The organism is Paraburkholderia sp. BL23I1N1 (genome assembly GCF_003610295.1).
Taxonomy (GTDB): Bacteria; Pseudomonadota; Gammaproteobacteria; order Burkholderiales; family Burkholderiaceae; genus Paraburkholderia.
The window spans coordinates 1,182,993-1,200,696 of record NZ_RAPV01000001.1; the positions used below are offsets into that span (position 1 = coordinate 1,182,993).

Sequence of the window (17,704 nt, forward strand, 5' to 3'; positions counted from 1 at the left end):
CAAGTCGCCACCGGTCGAGCATGCTCCAAAACAACGAGCCGTTTCAAGCCGGCTGGTTGAGGCTCGCGAAATCGGTGCCGCGTTCGACCAGTTCGACCAGCAACGGCGACGCTTGCCAGAACAGCGGGTCTTCTTTGGCGAACTCGCGGATGTCCGCCAGAATCGTGGCGAGGCCCACCGTATCGGCATATTTCATCGGACCGCCGCGATAACGCGGAAAGCCGTAGCCATAGAGGAAGGTCACGTCGACATCGAGCGGCCGCAGCGCGATGCCTTCGTGCACGACGTTAGCGCCTTCGTTGATCATCGCGGCCATGTAGCGGCGGATGATTTCTTCGTCGGTGAACGAGCGTGGCTTAACACCGGCGCGTCCGCGTTCGGCTTCGATAATGGCCTCGACATCGGGGTCCGGCGTCCCGGTGCGCGATCCTTCGGGGTACAGATAAAAACCGCGGCCGGTCTTCTGGCCGAACCAGCCGCGTTCGCAAATGCGGTCGGCGATCTGCACGTAGCGTGCTTGCGGATTACGTGTGGCGGCGCGCCGCTTGCGTGAGGCCCAGCCAATGTCGCCGCCCGCCAGATCGACCACCTGGAACGGACCCATGGGGAAGCCGAACGCACGCACGGCCGCATCGATCTGATAGGGCGAGGCCCCGTCTTCCATCATCGCGTCCGCTGCGCTGCGATACACCGCCAGCACGCGATTGCCGATGAAACCGTCGCACACGCCGGCACGCACCGGCGTCTTGCGCAGCTTCTTCGCGAGCTCGAACGCGGTGGCGACCACGTCCGCGCTGACCTGCTTCGGCACGACCACTTCCAGCAACTTCATGATGTTGGCGGGGGAGAAGAAGTGCAGGCCGATTACATCCGCGGGGCGCGAAATGCTGGCCGCGATCGCGTCGATGTCGAGATACGAGGTGTTGGTGGCGAGCACCGCGCCGGCTTTGCAGACACGATCGAGTTCGGCGAACACGGTTTTTTTCACCGACAGGTCTTCGAATACGGCTTCGATCACCAGATCGGCGTCGGCGAGTGCGTCGTACGAGGTGCTGCCTTGCCAGCGCGTCATTACATCGGCTTTCTTCTCCGCGCTCATGCGGCCTTTGGCGATCAGGCCGTCGTAGACCTTTTCGATGTGGGTGCGGCCGCGCGCGAGCGACGCGTCGTCGCGTTCGATCATCGTCACCGGCAAGCCTGCGTCGAGCACCGCGACGGCGATACCCGCGCCCATTGTGCCGCCGCCCACCACGCCGACTTTGTTCAACGCGCGTGGTTTTGCATCGCGTGTTTCCGGTGCCTTGAGGACTTCGCGTTCGGCAAAGAACGCATGAATCAACCCGGCGCGCTGCGGGCTGTCGATGCATTCCAGGAACAGTTTGCGTTCGAGCCGCAGGCCGTCTTCGAAGGGTTGTTCGACGGCGGCTTCCACGGCATCGACGATTTTGAGCGGGGAGAACAGACCGCGCGATTTCTTCGCCGTTTCCGTGCGCGCAGTGGCGACGGCGGCGAGGCCCGCGGCGCAGTCGCTCAATGCGGCGGCATCGCGCGTGCGCCGCACCGGAGCGTGAGCGGCCAGCAATTCGTGCACATAGGCGAGTCCTTCGGCGAGGATGTCGTCGCTGCTGCCGAGCCGGTCGACGAGGCCGAGCGCGAGGGCCTCTTTCGCGCCGGCGTGGCGGCCGCTCAGAATCAGGTCGAGGGCTGCCTGCGCGCCGATCAGGCGCGGCGTGCGCTGCGTGCCTCCAGCACCCGGCAGCAGGCCGAGTTGCACTTCGGGCAAACCGAGCTTCGCGCCATCCACGGCGAGCCGGTAGTGCGCGGCGAGCGCCACTTCCAGGCCGCCGCCGAGCGCGGCGCCGTGAATCGCGGCCACCACCGGCTTCGCGCATGCTTCGATGCGGTTGCACACGTCCGGCAGCGAGGGCGGCACCGGCGGTTTGCCGAACTCGCGAATGTCCGCGCCCGCGATGAAATTGCGCCCGGCGCCGACGATCAGCACCGCCTCGACGGCTTTGTCGGCATCCGCGGCTTCGATGGCGGCGAGCAGGCCGCGCCGCACGTCGGCGGACAACGCGTTGACCGGCGCGTGGTCGATCGTGACCAGCAGGACTTTGCCGCGCAATTCACGTGTGACAACGTCGGCGGAAGGGGTGAGGGTCATCGTGTCGTCTCCTGACTGTTTTGTTTCCAGGCCGCAATGGGCCACGTTGGGGCCAAATCGGGGCATACCGGGTCTGGCGAATGTTTAGATTGTGGGTTGGTCAAGGATTATTGACAATTACATAGACCGTTGACAGACTGTCAAAATTATTTTGACAAAGACCCTCTCATGGACGTCAATTCACTGACTTTGCTGGTTGATATCCTCGATGCGGGCAACCTGAGCGAGGCTGCGCGCCGGCTGAAAATGAGCCGTGCGAACGTGAGTTACCACCTGAACCAACTGGAGCGCTCCATTGGCTTGCAGCTGGTGAGGCGCACTACGCGCCGGGTCGAGCCGACTGAAATCGGTCTGCAGTTATACGAGCATGGCCGCACCATCCAGAACGCGCTGCTGGCCGCGCGCGAGTCGGTTGCCACGCTTGGGCAGAGCTTGCAGGGGCGGGTGAGACTGAGTGTGCCGAGCGGCTACGGGCAATTAGTGATGTCGGATTGGCTGATTGCGTTCAAGCGTCTTTATCCGGGGATTGTGCTGGACGTGATGTTCGAGAATCGCGTTGAGGACCTGATGCGTGACGAGGTCGACATCGCGGTTCGGGTGATGTCCGAACCGCCGCAGAATCTCGTTGCACGCGACATGGGGCCGGTGCGATACGTTGCCTGTGCTTCACCGGAATTTGCCGAAAGCCACGGCATGCCGGTGCGGCTCGACGATCTGCGCACGGCGCCGTTGATTACGTCGGCGGTGGCCGGCAGGCAGTTGCGCGTGGCGGCGTATTTGCGCGACGAACGCCACGAAGTGCTGCTGGAGCCGACGATTATTTCGGAGAACTTTCTGTTTCTGCGCCAGGCGGTGCTGGCCGGCCTGGGTGTCGGCCTGGTGCCGGATTATGTGATGCAGGACGACCTGCGACGTGGGGACGTGGTGACGGCGCTCGATGAATGGCGTCTCAGCATTTTCGGTACGAATATGTACATGCTCTATATGCCGAATCGTCATCACACGCGCGCGGCGGCGAGTTTTATCGAATTCATTCTGGACCGGGCGCGCGGAAGTGAAAGAGGCTAACAAAACGGCGAGCCTCTTTCGAATTTCGAGTGGGTAACGCGGGTTGTCGGACGGGAAAATGAGTGGGTCAATGGCGGACGGGACGTCCGGCGAAGCGAACCATTGACGCGCTCGCTTTCCCAAACAAGCTAGAGGGCTTGGGGCTGGCGAAGTCTTGCTGCGCCTGCCCCCGAGCCCGTCCGGCGGCGAGGACTTCCCCGCCTTGGGGCGGGGTTAGGGGTGGGGCATTGTCGCCCACGCACCTCGAAGTGCTTAAAAAGTGTGCAAATTCCTACCCACTCCATTTTTGAAAGAGCCAACGGCGAGATAGCCGTACGCTTCGCGGCACAACACATTTCAGGGGAGACGCAGATGAAATGGACAATCGCATTTTTCGCTCTGCTTGCAATCGCAATCACCACGGTATTGGTCTCGCGCCTTCCGGGCGAGGACGCCATCCGCGTTGCGGGCTACGCGGCCACTGCGGGCCTCGCCGCACTGGTCAGTGTCGTAATTCGCTGGCGCGCAAATCGCGCCCAACGAAACAAACGCGCGCGGTGAGTACACCCCTTGATTTCCGTGGCAAACCCATCCGCGACGCACGGAGTGCGGAGTGGGAGCGAATGAGCCCTTTGTCACTCACGTTGAGTGTGCGAGAACACAGATTCCAAATGCACCACTACCGCAACTGTGCGAGGGACCCGCTTAAAAATTAGCGGTGTGAGCCGCGTTCTTTTGCCTACTTTTCTTTGCGGCAGGCAAAGAAAAGTAGGTGCCGCCCCGCACAGGGGCAACGCTAACAGACCACTAACAATTCAAGGAAAGGCCAACAAAACCCCAAACCAAAACCGCATGCTACGATCCCTCACACATCAGCAAGAAACACCGTCGGAGACATAGATGCGCCCCGAGAATGCCACCCGTTTCGACGAACACTTCGCGCCCCGCATAGCCGAGGCAATTGCAGCCTGTTTCGCCACAACGATCCACACGGAAGTACTGCCCTATGGCGGCCAAGGCCACCCCACCCGCGTGCGAATCCACGCATCACCGATCGAGGGCCTGGGCCACTACCCACACCCATTAAATCTATTCCTAACCTGGGACAGCGACGAAATCGAGCGTCTAATGGGAGCAGAAGGGCCGACACGCTTCGCCGGCTATCTCGCCGCACTGCCACGCAAGCTCGAAGCCTGGCGCCACGTGCGCGAGCTGGATTTCGTATCGCATACACAAGGCGAACCGACGGCCCTAATCGGCGGACTCGATTTCGAATCCTGAGCGACGAACCCAGCCGGCGTCGAAAAAACAACGCCGATCTGGCAAACAATCACCCCGCCACACCGATCCGAAAAAAGCTCACACTCTGCACCAACCCCGATGCCTTGCTCTGCACCGCATCAGCCGCGGCGGCAGCCTGCTCGACCAAAGCCGCATTACTCTGCGTCACCTGATCCATCTGCGTAACCGCATCGTTGACTTCAGCAATACCCGCAGCCTGATCGACGCTGGCCGTCGCAATCGCCTCGACGATGCGCGTCACGCTGCCTGCGCTTTGCACCACACCGTCCATCGTATTGCTGGCGTGATTGATCAACTGCGTGCCGGCGTCGATCGTGGCAACCGACTCGCGAATCAGCGCCTTGATCTCACGCGCGGCATCGGCGGAACGTTGGGCGAGACTGCGCACTTCACTCGCGACCACCGCGAAACCGCGCCCTTGCGTGCCGGCGCGCGCCGCTTCAACGGCGGCGTTGAGCGCCAGAATATTGGTTTGCGCGGCGATCGCTTCAACCACCGCGATGATGTCGACAATGCGCTTGGACGCCGCGTCGATCTGACCCATCGTGCGTACCGCATCGGTCATCACGACGCCGCCATCGCGCGCCGCTTGCGCGGCGGTTTGCGCGAGCGTGGTGGCCTCGCGTGCGTTGCTGGCGTTGCGCTGAACCGAGTCGGTGAAATGCTGCATCGACGCGGCGGTTTCTTCGAGCGACGCAGCCTGTTGTTCGGTGCGTGCCGACAGATCGAGGTTGCCCGCCGCGATCTCCTGCGTCGCTGAAGAGATGGTGTGCGCGCCTTCGCGAATCTCGCTGACGATATGCCTCAAGCGCTGATTCATTTCATTGAGCGCGACCAGCAACTGGCCGGTTTCGTCGCGGCTCGCCACGGCGACGTCGGCGCGCAGATCGCCTGCCGCAACCGCTTGCGCGACACCCACCGCCTGCTTGACCGGCAAGGTAATGCTGCGGCTCAGGAACCAGATCGCGAACGTGCCCACGCCGAGCGAGCCGATCACGACTGACAGAAGCAGCACGCTGGCAAGCGTGTACGCGTGTTCCGCGGCCTCGGCCGTGCGCGCGTTCGAGTCTTGCGCCTGCCGCATCACCGAGGCGACGATGTCGTCGATCGCGGCGGTCGGCGCGCGGTCGATGCCTTTGACCAGACCGTCCACCACGTGCGCCGTATTCGGATCGGTCGCGTCATAGCGTTTGAGCGCGTCGAGGTAGCTGTCCTGCAGCGAGGCGTGCGTGGCGAGCGCCTTATCGACGCCGTCGACGTTGGCACCCAATGCGCTCAGTTGATCTTTCAATCGCAGCAACGCGGCGTGCGTCGTGCCGCTTTCCTTGCTGAATGCGTCACGGTACTTGGCGAACGCAGCCGGATCCGCGCCGCGTAGCAGCAGGTCTTTCCATTCCTGCACCTGCTTCTTGAATTCGACCTGGGCGACGCGTGCGGTGTCGGCGGCTTGCGCATACTCGCCAAGCGTTTGCGCGGACTGGATTTGCAATGCATGCGTATTCGACAAGGCGTGCCAGCCTTCCAGACCCACCACCGTCGTGGCGGCGAGCAGCACCGCGCCGAGCAGCGCCAACTTAACGGCGATCTTCAGATTTCTATAGAACGTCACTGCGATTTCCTTTGGTGCGCCTTAGTCCAGCTTGAATTGCGTGACGGCACTGGCAAGACTCACGGCCTGGCCTTGCAGCGCAGCGTCCTGCAGCGGGTTGATCATCTGCCTATTCGCGGCGATGCCGTCCGCATGACCGCTTTCGACCGCGTTCAGACTGCTTTCGATGGCATCGGCGTTATACGAGTTGGCGACGACATAGTTGAGAGCCGCGTTAGCAGCGAGCGCAACCACAACGATGGCGACGCACAGGGCGACGATGCGCGCGCGAATGGAGGAGAACATGTCGGGAGTCTTTCGGAGTAAGCAGTAAGCAGTAAGCCGTAGTCGGTGAGGCGGGAGCCTCATACGCGGTATACGGCGTAGGCAGTGGGGACTTGAGCGGGTAATGCTTTCAGTTTCTGACCACGGCCGGCAACGCCGCTTGTGGCGGCGCGCCGCGATGCTACACGTTTTTTCGAGCGCAGCGGGGTTTTCAATGGATGCCGAAACAACGCCCCGGCAGTGAATTGCAGGGCGCTGTATTCGTATGACAATAGCGGCGGGTATGACGCTATGCGAGGCTATGTGTCGATGCGGGCAGACGGTTTCACATCACTGGAGAATGCAGATGATGCGGATGGTCGAGTGTCTCGCCCACAATGCGCAGTGCCTCTTGGCATTCGTCGCGCGTTTTTGAGCCACCGAGACACACACGCATTGCGTTCGGGGGATTGCCGTCGGTGGAAAAGGCCGCCCCCGCAACGGCGGCAATGCCCTGATTGCGCAGTTGCAACGCGAGTTCGGAAGCACTCCAGCCGCTGTCGGCCGGTACCGTCAACCACAAATGAAAGCCGTCCGGATGGGCTTCGTAAGGCCACGCTTCAAGCATGCGCGATGCGATCGCCTGACGTGCGCGTGATTCATTGCGGATCGCGTTGAGCATATCGAGCGCGGTGCCGTCTACGATCCACTGCGTCGCGAGCGTGACCGTGAACGGACTCGCCATCACGGTTGTCGCACGCAACGCGCCGGCGAGGCGCTGCGTCTGCCTCGCAGTTGGCGCGTGCAGATGCGCGACGCGCAAACCGGCGCCGAGACTCTTCGATAAACCCGTCACGTAGTAGGTCAGTTCGGGGGCGAAGCTCGCGAGCGCATCGGGCGCACTCTGCGGCAGCATCGCATACGCATCGTCTTCGATGATCGGGACGCTGTAGCGCAACGCGACGTCGGCGAGCGCCTCGCGCCGTTTGTGCATGAGCGTAAGCGTGCTCGGGTTCTGCAGCGTCGGATTGCAATAGAACGCGCTCGGCTTGTCGGTCTTGCAGAGTGCTTCGAAGGCGTGGGCGAGCGGACCTTCGGCGTCGCGCGGCAGGGCTTGCAGACGCACGCCAAGCTGCGCGGCAATGGCCTTGATGCCCGGGTAAGCAAGTGTGTCGAGACAGATCGTGCCGCCGGGCCGCGCCAACTGCGAGACGAGCGCCACCAGCGCGCTATGAATGCCGGGGCACACCAGCACGTTCTGCGCGTCGCAATGCGGCACGCGACGCTTCAGCCATGCAGCGCCCGCGTCCTTGTCGGCGGCCGAGCCGCCGAAGTCCTGATAACGCAGCAACTGGTAGGGATCGCTGCCGCTCATCAGGCGCGCTGCCGAATCGCGCAAACGGGCTGCGTAATCGGGCGGCTCGGGTGGGGTATTCATCGACATCTCGATGCTGCTGCCGCCGGCGAGCGGCAAGGTAGCGGTCCGGCCACGCACGAAGGTGCCGCTGCCCGCGCGCGAATCGAGCAGGCCGCGCTTGCGCGCTTCCGCATACGCGCGCGCCACCGTCGTGTAGTTCAGCGCGAGTTCCTCGGCCAGATCGCGCAGCCCCGGCAAGCGGTCGCGTGGACGCAGGCGGCCGGTGGCGAGATCTTCTTCGATCAGATCGGGAATCGCGAGGTAGGCCGGCTTGCGGGTGTCGGCGAGGCGTTTGATCCAGTGATGTGTCGGGCTGCTCATTTGTAGCCTTCGGCTGGGGGGGATGATCATTGATCGCATTCGGATGCGATCAATGATCGGATTGATCGTCTGTGGTGAATGAGTGCACCACGCCGACTCGTCTCAGCGGGAAAATCGCACTCGGCTGGTGCGATATCGCGGGGTTCAGGGCGATTACCCGCGACGCCCCGGCTATATGCAACCTTCGCGCCAAAAAATTTTTCGCGTCGCATGTCGAATCGAGGCGGAATTGATTGCTGATTGATCGCATTTGCGTGACCGATCAATGGCACGGCCGTTGCATTAAGAGAAGCGCGCACGGATTGAACGCGCCATCTTTTACTTAGCAAACCTGATCGGAGAGTGTCATGCCAGCCGTCAACAAACCGCTGCATCAGAAAGGCGATTACCTTGTCGACTACGAAGAGAAAGTCTTCGAAGATGTGAAGGCCGAAACTGGCGAGAAGGCACTCGTCACGTTCCATACGGTCGCGTTCGAGGGGTCGATCGGCTTCGTCAATCTGTTGCAGGCCACGCGTTTGCAACGCAAGGGCTTCGAGACGTCGGTGCTGCTTTACGGGCCGGGTGTCACGCTCGGTCTGCAACGCGGCTTTCCAACGCTTGGCGACGAAGCATTCCCTGGCCACCTGAACTTCAACAAGCAACTGATGAAGTTCATGGAAGAGGGCGGCAAGGTGTACGCCTGCCGCTTCGCGCTGCAAGCTTTGTATGGGCACGGCGAGGCTTCGCTGATCGAAGGCATCCGCCCGATCAGTCCGCTCGACGTGCTGGATATTCAGCTGCTTCATCGCAAGGACAACGCACTGATCATCCACACGTGGACGGTTTGACGAGAGGCGGGTGACCACTATGTCCGACAAACGCATCGTGCGTGCCGCCGCGGTCCAGATTGCACCGGACTTCGAACGCAGCGGCGGCACCCTCGGGAAGGTATGCGAGGCCATCGAGCAGGCGGCGCACGAAGGCGTGCAACTGATCGTGTTCCCTGAGACCTTCGTGCCGTACTACCCGTACTTTTCTTTCGTGCGTCCGCCAGTTGCGTCCGGCGCCGATCACATGAAGCTTTACGAGGAAGCCGTGATCGTACCGGGCCCGGTGACGCAGGCGATGGCCGAGCGGGCGCGTTTGCATCGGATGGTGGTGGTGCTCGGCGTCAATGAGCGCGATCACGGCAGCCTCTACAACACGCAGTTGATCTTCGACGTGGACGGCCAACTGGTGCTCAAGCGCCGCAAGATCACGCCGACGTTTCATGAACGGATGATCTGGGGGCAGGGCGACGCGGCCGGCTTGAAAGTCGCGCAAACGGCGGTGGCGCGCGTCGGCGCGCTCGCCTGCTGGGAGCATTACAACCCGCTCGCGCGCTATGCCTTGATGACGCAGCACGAAGAGATTCATTGCAGCCAGTTTCCCGGCTCGCTGGTGGGCCCGATCTTCGCCGACCAGATCGAGGTGACGATCCGGCATCACGCATTGGAGTCGGGCTGCTTCGTGGTTAATGCAACCGGCTGGCTGACTGAAGCGCAGATTGCATCGGTCACACCCGATACGAATTTGCAGAAGGCGTTGCGCGGCGGCTGCAACACCGCGATCGTGTCGCCGGAAGGACAGCATCTGGCACAGCCGCTACGCGAGGGCGAAGGCATGGTGATTGCCGATCTCGACATGGCCTTGATCACCAAGCGCAAACGCATGATGGATTCAGTCGGCCACTACGCGCGGCCGGAATTGCTGAGTCTTGCGATCAAACCGGCGGCCGGCGGAAACCGTCGCGCCGATGCCGGTCTGGTCCAGTGTTTCGAACACCGGCTTTAATTCAAACGAGGGATGGCGCGATGAACTCCAGCGAGACACTGTCGGCAGCGAGCCGGCAATTGATGACTGAATTGCAGTCGGCCGGTTTGCGGCTCGTGTCGCCGGATGCGGGCGCCGCGAGCCGGCGTGGCGGCGCGGGACCCTCGGACCACAAAGCGGTGACGGTGAACGGCGTGACGATCATGGTGCCGGTGCATACGAGCACCGCCTGGCGCTCGCCGTTCGTCGCAGAGACGCCGGACGTAAATGGCTCGAGCGCCTTGCTGCGCGGCACGATTCCGATTGCCAATATCAGCTTTCCCAAAGCGCCACGCTTTTACGGCATGCAGACGCTCGACGGCGTGCCTTACTCGCACATTGCCGCGCTGCATAGTGCGGACGTGCTGGCCACGACGGTGCTGCAAACCTGCATCCGCTATGAGAGCCGCCGCAAGAGTTGCAAGTTCTGCGCGATTGGGCAATCGCTCGCGGCAGGTCGCACGATTGCACGCAAGACGCCGGAGCAATTGGCCGAAGTGGCACGCGCAGCCGTATTGCTCGACGGCGTCAAGCATATGGTGCTGACCACCGGCACGCCGCCCACGTCCGATCGCGGCGCGCAGATCCTGTGCGAAAGCGCGTTCGCGATCAAAGCGGCGGTCGATCTGCCGATCCAGGCGCAATGCGAGCCACCCGACGACGATCGCTGGTTCGCGCGCATGAAAGCGAGTGGCATCGATACGCTCGGCATGCATCTCGAAGTGGTGACGCCCGCATTGCGCGAACGCATCATGCCGGGAAAAGCGAGCGTGCCGCTGGCGCGCTACATGGAAGCGTTCAAGGCCGCGGTGGCCGTGTTCGGACGCGGCCAGGTCAGCACGTACATCCTTGCCGGTCTTGGCGATAGCGCGGAGGCGATTCTGGCCATGTCGCGCGAGTTGATCGAACTCGGTGTCTATCCGTTCGTTGTGCCGTTCGTACCGATTAGCGGCACACCGCTCGAAGATCATCCCGCACCCACGCCCGAGTTTATGAAGTCGGTTCTGCAACCGCTTGGCAGCATGCTCAACACCGCGGCCATGCGATCGAGCGATATCAAGGCCGGTTGCGGCAAATGCGGCGCGTGTTCGTCGTTGTCGTCGTACGAGGAGTGATCATGTTCGGTGAAGCGATTGCAGGCGAGGCGCTTGACGGCGAATCGGTTTTCGCGCCCTATGTGCCGAGCGAATTCCGCATCAAGTGGACGACGCTGGATTGGGAAGCCGACGAAGCGTACAAGCTGCGACGCGCGGTGTTCTGCATCGAGCAGGGCATTATTGTCAGCGACGATCGGGACGATACCGACCTGCACGCACAGCAACTGGTGGCGGTGAGTTGTGTTGCCGGCATGCCGGAGCAGGTGGTCGGCACGGTGCGGATTCATCGCGACAAGGGCAGCGTGTGGTTCGGTTCGCGCCTGGCCGTGCACGCCGCGTTTCGCCGTCACGGAAAAATCGGTGCGACGCTGATTCGTCTCGCCGTGAGCAGTGCCCATGCGCTCGGCTGCGAGACCTTTCTCGCCCATGTGCAAAGCCAGAATGTGCCGCTCTTTTGCGCGATGCATTGGGACGTGCTTGCAGAGGAAACCTTGTTGGGCCGGCCGCATCATCTGATGCAGGCGCAACTGGACTGGTACCCCCCGTGTGTGACGCCGTATAGCGGCTTCGTGACTCATACGCAAGCGCACAGTGCGGCTTCCGCACGGAGCGCGGCATGAGGAGCGTGGCCGATCTCGTCGCCGGCCTGCGCGAGAGTCGCGGGTTTCGGCACAAGACGGATATCGTCGATGTGGTCGGCTCACTCGCACGCCATCTGCCTGGCGGCACGCAGGGTCTCGCGCAGGCCGTCGCACTGGGTGACGACTGCGCGGCCATCGCCGATGGCGATGCTTACCTGCTGTTCGCCATCGAGGGCATCGTCAGTGATTTCGTGAGCGCAATGCCGTGGTTCGCCGGCTACAGCAGCGTAATGGTCAACATCAGCGATATCTACGCGATGGGCGGGCGGCCGCTGGCGGTGGTCGATGCGCTATGGAGTCGAGGCATCGATGCGGCCGACGACGTGCTTGCCGGCATGGCGGCGGCCTCCGTCGCTTACGGTGTGCCAATAGTCGGCGGTCATACCAATACGCGCAGCGATACGGCGCAACTTGCGGTGTCGATTGTGGGACGCGCGAAAGCGCTGCTGTCGAGTTTCAATGCGAAGCCCGGTGACTGCTTGATGATGGCCGTCGATTTGCGCGGCCACTTCGAGGAACCCTATCCATTCTGGAACGCGTCGGTGGGGGCGCCGCATGAACGTTTGAGAGCGGATCTCGAACTGCTTGCGCGGCTAGCGGAAAGTGGCCTATGTGACGCGGCGAAGGACATCAGCATGGCCGGCACACTCGGCACGGCGTTGATGTTGCTCGAGTGCTCGCGGGTGGGCGCACGGATTGATCTCGAATGCATCCCGAAGCCTGCAGACGTTCCCTTGTCGCGTTGGGTCACCGCATTTCCGAGCTTCGGCTATCTGTTATCAGTGAGGGAAGAGAAGGTGGACGCCGTCCAGGCGCAGTTCGATTCGCGTTCGCTCGCTTGCGCCGTGATCGGTTCGGTCGACGCGACGTGCGAGGTGGTTTTGCGTCAACACGATGAGGTCGCTGTGTTGTGGGATTTCAACCGGGAGCCGTTCATGGTCGCGAAGGACGGTCCCCAATGAACGCGCTGCGCATCGCGTTACTGACGCATTCGGTCAATCCGCGTGGCGGCGTAGTGCACACGCTTGAACTGGCGACCGCGTTGACTGCGCTCGGTCATGACGTGACTGTCTTTGCGCCGGCCGTGCCGGGTGACACGTTGTTTCGCCTGCCGTCGTGCCGCGTGGTCTATGCGCCAATCACGCTGTCCCAGTCCGGCACGGTAGCGATGGTGGAGGCGAGGATTGACGCATTCAGGCAGACGTTGATGGAACACGACGCGTGGTCGTTCGATGTGCTGCACGCGCAGGACAGTATCAGCGGCAACGCACTCGCCGAGCTGAGAGCGCAAGGGCTCATTCGCGGTTTCATGCGTACCGTTCATCACCTTGATCATTTCGACGATCCACGTCTCGCCGCATGGCAGCGGCGGGCGTACGAGGATGCGGAGCAAGTGCTGTGCGTGAGCGATACGTGGACACGCGAGATGCATTCGACTTTCGGCATTGCCGCGGTGACCGTGCCGAACGGCGTCGACATCGCGCGCTTTACGCCTGATGAGGATGCACACGACGCGCATATCAGACTGCGCTTGGGCATTGCTGGTGGCCCGCTCGTACTTTCAGTGGGCGGTATCGAAGCGCGCAAGAACACACTCGCCCTGCTAGAAGCGTTCGCGTTGGTGCTGCGCACGTTGCCGGGCGCGCAACTTGTGATTGCCGGCGGTGCCAGCCTGCTCGACCACGACGCCTACGCGCGCGGCATGCTTAAGCGAGCGGCGGAGTTGGGGTTGTCGATTGGTCCGGACGAAAGCGTGGTCGTGACCGGGCCGCTCGAAGACGCTGCAATGCCCGCGCTCTTTCGCAGCGCGGACGTGTTGTCGATGGTGTCGTTGCGGGAGGGCTTCGGCCTGGTGGTGCTGGAGGCGCTTGCCAGCGGCACGCGGGTGGTTGTCTCGGCAATCGCACCGTTCACCGGATACCTCGACGACACCACCTGTTACTGGGCAAATCCGGCCGATGTCGGGTCGATAGCGACGGCCTTGCTACACGCTCTCAGCGGCAACGGTAGCCGTATTGATTTCGACGGGGCAGTGCCTGCGTTACTCGCACGCTTTAGCTGGGCGGCAAGCGCACGGCGTCACGTCGATGTGTACCGCCAATTGCTTGCAACGCGCGCGTTAGCTATTCATTGATCGATTGAGGATTTGCCATGCCTGTTATGCATTTTCGGATTCAGTGGCCCGATGGCGATGAAGCGAACTGTTATTCGCCGTCGCTCGTCATCGCCGATTTCTTCACGCCTGGCGACGCTTATGCGCTGGACGATTTCGTCGAACGTTCGCGACAGGCGTTAGGTATCGCTTCGGAGCGCGTGCGCGAGAAGTACGGCTTTGCCTGCTCGGCGGCGATGGACCAGCTCGCGCAGATCGAACGCGAAGCCGAGCGTTTTCGCGATCGGCCCGAGGCAACCGTCAAGGTTATCGAATTCAGCTAGGCGCTTATTTTTTGCAGAGGACGCATCATGTCGAATTCAATCCATCATGGGCGCGCCGATGGGCATTACAGCGTGCTCGTCATCGGCGGTGGGCAGGCGGGCCTGTCGGTCAGCTATTACCTCAAGCAGGCCGGCATCGACCATCTGGTTGTGGAAAAGAACACGGTGACGCATACGTGGCGCCAGCAACGCTGGGACGCGTTCTGTCTCGTGACGCCGAACTGGCAGTGTGCGTTGCCCGGTTACCCCTACCTGGGCGACGATCCGCACGGGTTCATGAAGAAGCACGAAATCATCGACTATCTCGACGGCTTCATCGCGCACGTCGAAGCACCGGTGATCGAACACGCGGAAGTCAAATGCGTGAAGCAGCGCGACGATGGCGTCTATACGATCGCGACCACGCAAGGCGAATTCACCGCGGATCAGGTCGTGGTCGCCTCGGGTGGCTATCACACGCCGATCGTGCCGCGTCTCGCCGAGCGCTTGCCAGCAAGCATCGTGCAGTTGCAATCGTCGGCGTACCGGAATCCCCACGCCTTGCCCGAAGGCGCGGTCATGGTGGTCGGCACGGGGCAATCCGGCGCGCAGATCGCGGAGGACTTGCATCTGGCCGGGCGCAAGGTGGTGCTCGCAGTCGGTGAGGCGCCGCGCTGCGCGCGTTTCCATCGGGGGCGCGACGTGGTCGATTGGCTCGCCGACATGCAGTACTACGACATGCCGGTCGAAAAGCATCCGTTGCGCGAAGGTGTGCGCGACAACACCAATCACTACGTGACCGGCCGCGACGGCGGCCGCGACATCGACCTGCGCAAGTTCGCCGCCGAAGGCATGGACCTGTACGGCCGGCTCGACGGTCTACGCGACGGGCAATTCCATTTCGCGCCGACACTCGCCGCTAATCTCGACGCCGCGGACGATACGTATAACCGGATCAACGCGAGCATCGACGGTTTCATTGAAAAGCATGGCATCGATGCGCCGGCGGGTGAGGTCTACGAACCCGTCTGGCGGCCGGCCGAAGAACGTACGACGCTCAATCTCCACAAGAGCGGCATTTCGGCAATTATCTGGTGTATCGGGTTTACGCCGGACTTTAGCTGGCTCGACGCGCCGGTCTTCAACGGTCGCGGTTATCCGGCGCATACCCGCGGCATTACACCGATCGACGGTCTGTATTTCGTCGGCCTGCCGTGGCTGCATACGTGGGGATCAGGGCGCTTCTCGGGCGTCGCGCGCGATGCGGAGTTCGTCGTACAGGCGATTCGAGAGAAAACGCGAGAGCGTGAGTCGGTCAGGGCGGCTGTGGCGGCTTGAGACTACGGCTTATGCGCTGCGATGCGAATGCATGAAAAAACGGCCGCTGCCTTTTATTGCAGCGGCCGCCTCATTTCGTACGGACCGAATCGAAACCGAATTGAACCTTAGCTCCCCAGTGCCGGATCGCTCATGCTGCTCTTGCCGGTTTCCACGTGTCCTGCAAAGCGTCGCGCGAACGACGGATCTGTGTCGACGGTAATCGCCAGGTCGTACCAGCCGTAGGCGTTGCGCAGATCGAGGTACAACTGTTCGGTATCGCCGCCGCGCACCGAATGCTTGACTACGTTGCTCGCGTCATACGCATTGACGATGGTGAACTGGCAATGGGCGTTGCCCACATTTTCCAGCCGCAATTGCAGATTGCCGTTCGCGACGTCGTAGCCTTCGGCGACTTCCGGCCGCGCGATCTCGGCGCCGTGCCACCAGCTTCTCGCCACCGGCCTGCCCACGAAGCGGCGCAGAAAACCGTTCGGACCGTAGACCGTGTAATCGTACGTACCGTCGATATTCAGCGGCAACTGGTCCTGCAGCCGCTTGCCGGCTTCGACGGTATAGGTCAGCGGTGCAGCGAGACCATTCGCTGCATAGACGAGAAACACAGCGCCTGTTTTGCCCGAATTGACGAAGCGCATCGTCAGCTTGTTAGCCGAACCTTCGCCATGCACGCGTACGAACAGCTCATACGGCAGCGCGCGAGCCGGGCGCACGCCGGGCTCCTGCTTCGGTACGGCTTGCAGGAGCGGCGGCAGTGGGACATAGTCAGGATGACGGTTTTGATCGGGCGGCACATAACCGCTCGTGCTCGGCAGCGACGGGAACGCATCGTTCGGCGTGTTGAAGTTGAACGCCGACATCAGATCGCCGCACACCGCACGGCGCCACGGCGTAATGTTCGATTCGCCGAGATTGTGCTGCTGGCCGAAGCGCTTTTCGATAAAGCGGATCACCGACGTATGGTCGAACAGTTCCGAGCACACGTAGCCGCCTTTCGACCACGGCGACACCACCAGCATCGGCACGCGCGGCCCGAGTCCATACGGACCCGCCGGCGTGTTGCCATTGCCAGGATAGTTTTCATTGCTGGTGTCGACGGTCGACAAGCCATTCGCGCTCGAGGCGGGGGCGAACGGGGGCGCCATGTGATCGAAGAAGCCGTCGTTCTCGTCGTAGTTGATCAGCAGTACGGTCTTGCTCCACACCTCGGGATTCGAGGTGAGAATCTGCAAGACCTGATCGATGTACCACGCACCGTAGTTGGACGGCCAGTTCGGGTGCTCGGAATACGCTTCCGGCGCGACGATCCACGAGACTTGCGGCAGGGCGTTGTTTTGCACGTCGCGCTTGAGGATGTCGAAGTAGCCGTCGCCATTGGCCGCGTTCGTGCCGGTGCGGGCGTTGTCGTACAGCGGATTGCCCGGTTGCGCGTTGCGGTACTGGTTGAAGTAGAGCAGCGAGTTGTCGCCGTAGTTGCCGATGTACGGATTCTGCGTCCAGCCCCACGAGCCGCTTGCGTTGAGGCCCGTGCCCATGTCCTGATAGATCTTCCAGGTGATGCCTGCGTTCTGCAGCACTTCCGGATAGGTGGACCAGCCGTAGCCGAGCTCCGAGTTGTCGATCACCGGGCCGCCGCCGTTGCCGTCGTTGCCGACCCAGCCGCTCCACATGTAGTAGCGGTTCGGGTCGGTCGGGCCCATCAGCGAGCAGTGATACGCGTCGCAGATCGTGAAGGCGTCGGCCAGTTGATAGTGGAACGGAATGTCTTCGCGCGTGAGGTAGGCCATCGTCGTGGTGCCCTTGGCGGGCACCCATTGATCGTAGCGGCCGCCGTTCCATGCTGCGTGCGTGCTGGTCCAGTCGTGCGCGAGGTCTTGCAGGAATTGCAGGCCGAGGTTCGGCGCGGTGGGGCGGAACGGCAACACATAGCCGACATCCGCGACGAGCGGCTGGTACCACACCGGCTTGCCGTTGGGCAGGTTGATCGCGCGCGTGTCGCCGAAACCGCGTACGCCCTTGAGCGTGCCGAAGTAGTGGTCGAACGAGCGGTTTTCCTGCATCAGCACGACGATATGCTCGACGTCGCGGATCGTGCCGGTCTTGTTGTTGGCGGGAATCGCGAGCGCGTTGCGAATGCCCAGCGGCAGCATGCTCAATGCGGTGGCGGAACCGGCTGCGTGAGCGGCGGAGCGCAGAAAATCACGGCGATTTTTTGAAGTCATGGTATTGGCTTTCGATCTTCATAAGATGAACGAACCATGCGGCGCGCGAGCGTGAGCC

The 17,704-nt window shown here is 62.3% G+C and carries 13 protein-coding genes and 2 pseudogenes; 10 read left to right on the forward strand and 5 right to left on the reverse strand.

Annotation, left to right across the window (positions count from 1 at the left end):
* Positions 1-43: 43 nt before the first annotated feature.
* Positions 44-2,164, reverse strand: a complete 2,121-nt coding sequence (locus tag B0G76_RS05580) for a 3-hydroxyacyl-CoA dehydrogenase NAD-binding domain-containing protein (RefSeq protein WP_120290736.1) — start codon at positions 2,162-2,164, stop codon at positions 44-46.
* Positions 2,165-2,332: 168 nt separating this feature from the next.
* Here B0G76_RS05580 and B0G76_RS05585 point away from each other — a divergent pair, with 168 nt between their 5' ends.
* Both B0G76_RS05585 and B0G76_RS05595 read left to right on the forward strand, forming a co-directional pair.
* On the forward strand, positions 2,333-3,232 hold the full coding sequence (locus B0G76_RS05585; RefSeq protein WP_120290738.1) for a LysR family transcriptional regulator: 900 nt from the start codon (positions 2,333-2,335) through the stop codon (positions 3,230-3,232).
* 879 nt (positions 3,233-4,111) lie between these two features.
* The gene (locus B0G76_RS05595; RefSeq protein WP_120290742.1) at positions 4,112-4,492 is read left to right on the forward strand and encodes a DUF5594 family protein; all 381 of its coding nucleotides are present in this window, start codon (positions 4,112-4,114) and stop codon (positions 4,490-4,492) included.
* Positions 4,493-4,541: 49 nt separating this feature from the next.
* On the opposite strand, the gene B0G76_RS05600 is transcribed toward B0G76_RS05595, so the two are convergent.
* The 3 genes and pseudogenes from B0G76_RS05600 to B0G76_RS05610 all read right to left on the reverse strand — a co-directional run bounded on the left by B0G76_RS05600 (position 4,542) and on the right by B0G76_RS05610 (position 8,103).
* Entirely contained in the window at positions 4,542-6,122 is a 1,581-nt protein-coding gene (locus B0G76_RS05600) for a methyl-accepting chemotaxis protein (RefSeq protein WP_120290744.1), read from the reverse strand.
* Between the two features lie 72 nt (positions 6,123-6,194).
* Positions 6,195-6,407: pseudogene (locus tag B0G76_RS05605) on the reverse strand (chemotaxis protein); the annotation flags it as partial.
* Between the two features lie 304 nt (positions 6,408-6,711).
* Entirely contained in the window at positions 6,712-8,103 is a 1,392-nt protein-coding gene (locus tag B0G76_RS05610; RefSeq protein WP_120290746.1) for a PLP-dependent aminotransferase family protein, read from the reverse strand.
* A gap of 347 nt (positions 8,104-8,450) precedes the next feature.
* Between B0G76_RS05610 and B0G76_RS05615 the strand changes: the two genes are divergently transcribed.
* The 8 genes and pseudogenes from B0G76_RS05615 to B0G76_RS05650 all read left to right on the forward strand — a co-directional run bounded on the left by B0G76_RS05615 (position 8,451) and on the right by B0G76_RS05650 (position 15,427).
* Complete coding sequence (locus tag B0G76_RS05615) at positions 8,451-8,933, forward strand: MSMEG_0572/Sll0783 family nitrogen starvation response protein (protein ID WP_120290748.1); 483 nt, start codon at positions 8,451-8,453, stop codon at positions 8,931-8,933.
* Between the two features lie 19 nt (positions 8,934-8,952).
* Positions 8,953-9,988, forward strand: a pseudogene (locus B0G76_RS05620) (Nit6803 family nitrilase).
* Entirely contained in the window at positions 9,981-11,051 is a 1,071-nt protein-coding gene (locus B0G76_RS05625; RefSeq protein WP_120290750.1) for an MSMEG_0568 family radical SAM protein, read from the forward strand. Before B0G76_RS05620 ends, B0G76_RS05625 begins: the two are co-directional and overlap by 8 nt.
* A gap of 2 nt (positions 11,052-11,053) precedes the next feature.
* Positions 11,054-11,653 (forward strand): MSMEG_0567/Sll0786 family nitrogen starvation N-acetyltransferase, encoded by a 600-nt coding sequence (locus B0G76_RS05630; RefSeq protein ID WP_120290752.1) that lies wholly within the window; start codon positions 11,054-11,056, stop codon positions 11,651-11,653.
* Positions 11,650-12,636 (forward strand): sll0787 family AIR synthase-like protein, encoded by a 987-nt coding sequence (locus tag B0G76_RS05635; protein WP_120290754.1) that lies wholly within the window; start codon positions 11,650-11,652, stop codon positions 12,634-12,636. The genes B0G76_RS05630 and B0G76_RS05635 overlap by 4 nt, the downstream gene beginning before the upstream one ends.
* Positions 12,633-13,808: an MSMEG_0565 family glycosyltransferase gene (locus B0G76_RS05640; protein ID WP_120290756.1), complete on the forward strand. Its 1,176-nt coding sequence runs from the start codon at positions 12,633-12,635 to the stop codon at positions 13,806-13,808. The genes B0G76_RS05635 and B0G76_RS05640 overlap by 4 nt, the downstream gene beginning before the upstream one ends.
* Positions 13,809-13,825: 17 nt before the next feature.
* Positions 13,826-14,110, forward strand: coding sequence for an MSMEG_0570 family nitrogen starvation response protein (locus tag B0G76_RS05645; RefSeq protein WP_120290758.1), 285 nt, complete (start codon positions 13,826-13,828; stop codon positions 14,108-14,110).
* 27 nt (positions 14,111-14,137) lie between these two features.
* Positions 14,138-15,427, forward strand: coding sequence for an MSMEG_0569 family flavin-dependent oxidoreductase (locus B0G76_RS05650; protein ID WP_120290760.1), 1,290 nt, complete (start codon positions 14,138-14,140; stop codon positions 15,425-15,427).
* Positions 15,428-15,534: 107 nt separating this feature from the next.
* Here the strand turns inward: B0G76_RS05650 and B0G76_RS05655 are convergent, their stop codons facing one another.
* Positions 15,535-17,646 (reverse strand): phosphocholine-specific phospholipase C, encoded by a 2,112-nt coding sequence (locus tag B0G76_RS05655; RefSeq protein ID WP_120290762.1) that lies wholly within the window; start codon positions 17,644-17,646, stop codon positions 15,535-15,537.
* Positions 17,647-17,704: the final 58 nt, after the last annotated feature.

Excerpts from the sequence above, each read along its gene's own strand:
- B0G76_RS05580 (WP_120290736.1), bottom strand. The coding sequence starts at position 2,164 with ATGACCCTCACCCCTTCCGCCGACGTTGTCACACGTGAATTGCGCGGC.
- B0G76_RS05585 (WP_120290738.1), top strand. The coding sequence starts at position 2,333 with ATGGACGTCAATTCACTGACTTTGCTGGTTGATATCCTCGATGCGGGC.
- B0G76_RS05595 (WP_120290742.1), top strand. The coding sequence starts at position 4,112 with ATGCGCCCCGAGAATGCCACCCGTTTCGACGAACACTTCGCGCCCCGC.
- B0G76_RS05610 (WP_120290746.1), bottom strand. The coding sequence starts at position 8,103 with ATGAGCAGCCCGACACATCACTGGATCAAACGCCTCGCCGACACCCGC.
- B0G76_RS05615 (WP_120290748.1), top strand. The coding sequence starts at position 8,451 with ATGCCAGCCGTCAACAAACCGCTGCATCAGAAAGGCGATTACCTTGTC.
- B0G76_RS05625 (WP_120290750.1), top strand. The coding sequence starts at position 9,981 with ATGACTGAATTGCAGTCGGCCGGTTTGCGGCTCGTGTCGCCGGATGCG.
- B0G76_RS05630 (WP_120290752.1), top strand. The coding sequence starts at position 11,054 with ATGTTCGGTGAAGCGATTGCAGGCGAGGCGCTTGACGGCGAATCGGTT.
- B0G76_RS05635 (WP_120290754.1), top strand. The coding sequence starts at position 11,650 with ATGAGGAGCGTGGCCGATCTCGTCGCCGGCCTGCGCGAGAGTCGCGGG.
- B0G76_RS05640 (WP_120290756.1), top strand. The coding sequence starts at position 12,633 with ATGAACGCGCTGCGCATCGCGTTACTGACGCATTCGGTCAATCCGCGT.
- B0G76_RS05645 (WP_120290758.1), top strand. The coding sequence starts at position 13,826 with ATGCCTGTTATGCATTTTCGGATTCAGTGGCCCGATGGCGATGAAGCG.
- B0G76_RS05650 (WP_120290760.1), top strand. The coding sequence starts at position 14,138 with ATGTCGAATTCAATCCATCATGGGCGCGCCGATGGGCATTACAGCGTG.
- B0G76_RS05655 (WP_120290762.1), bottom strand. The coding sequence starts at position 17,646 with ATGACTTCAAAAAATCGCCGTGATTTTCTGCGCTCCGCCGCTCACGCA.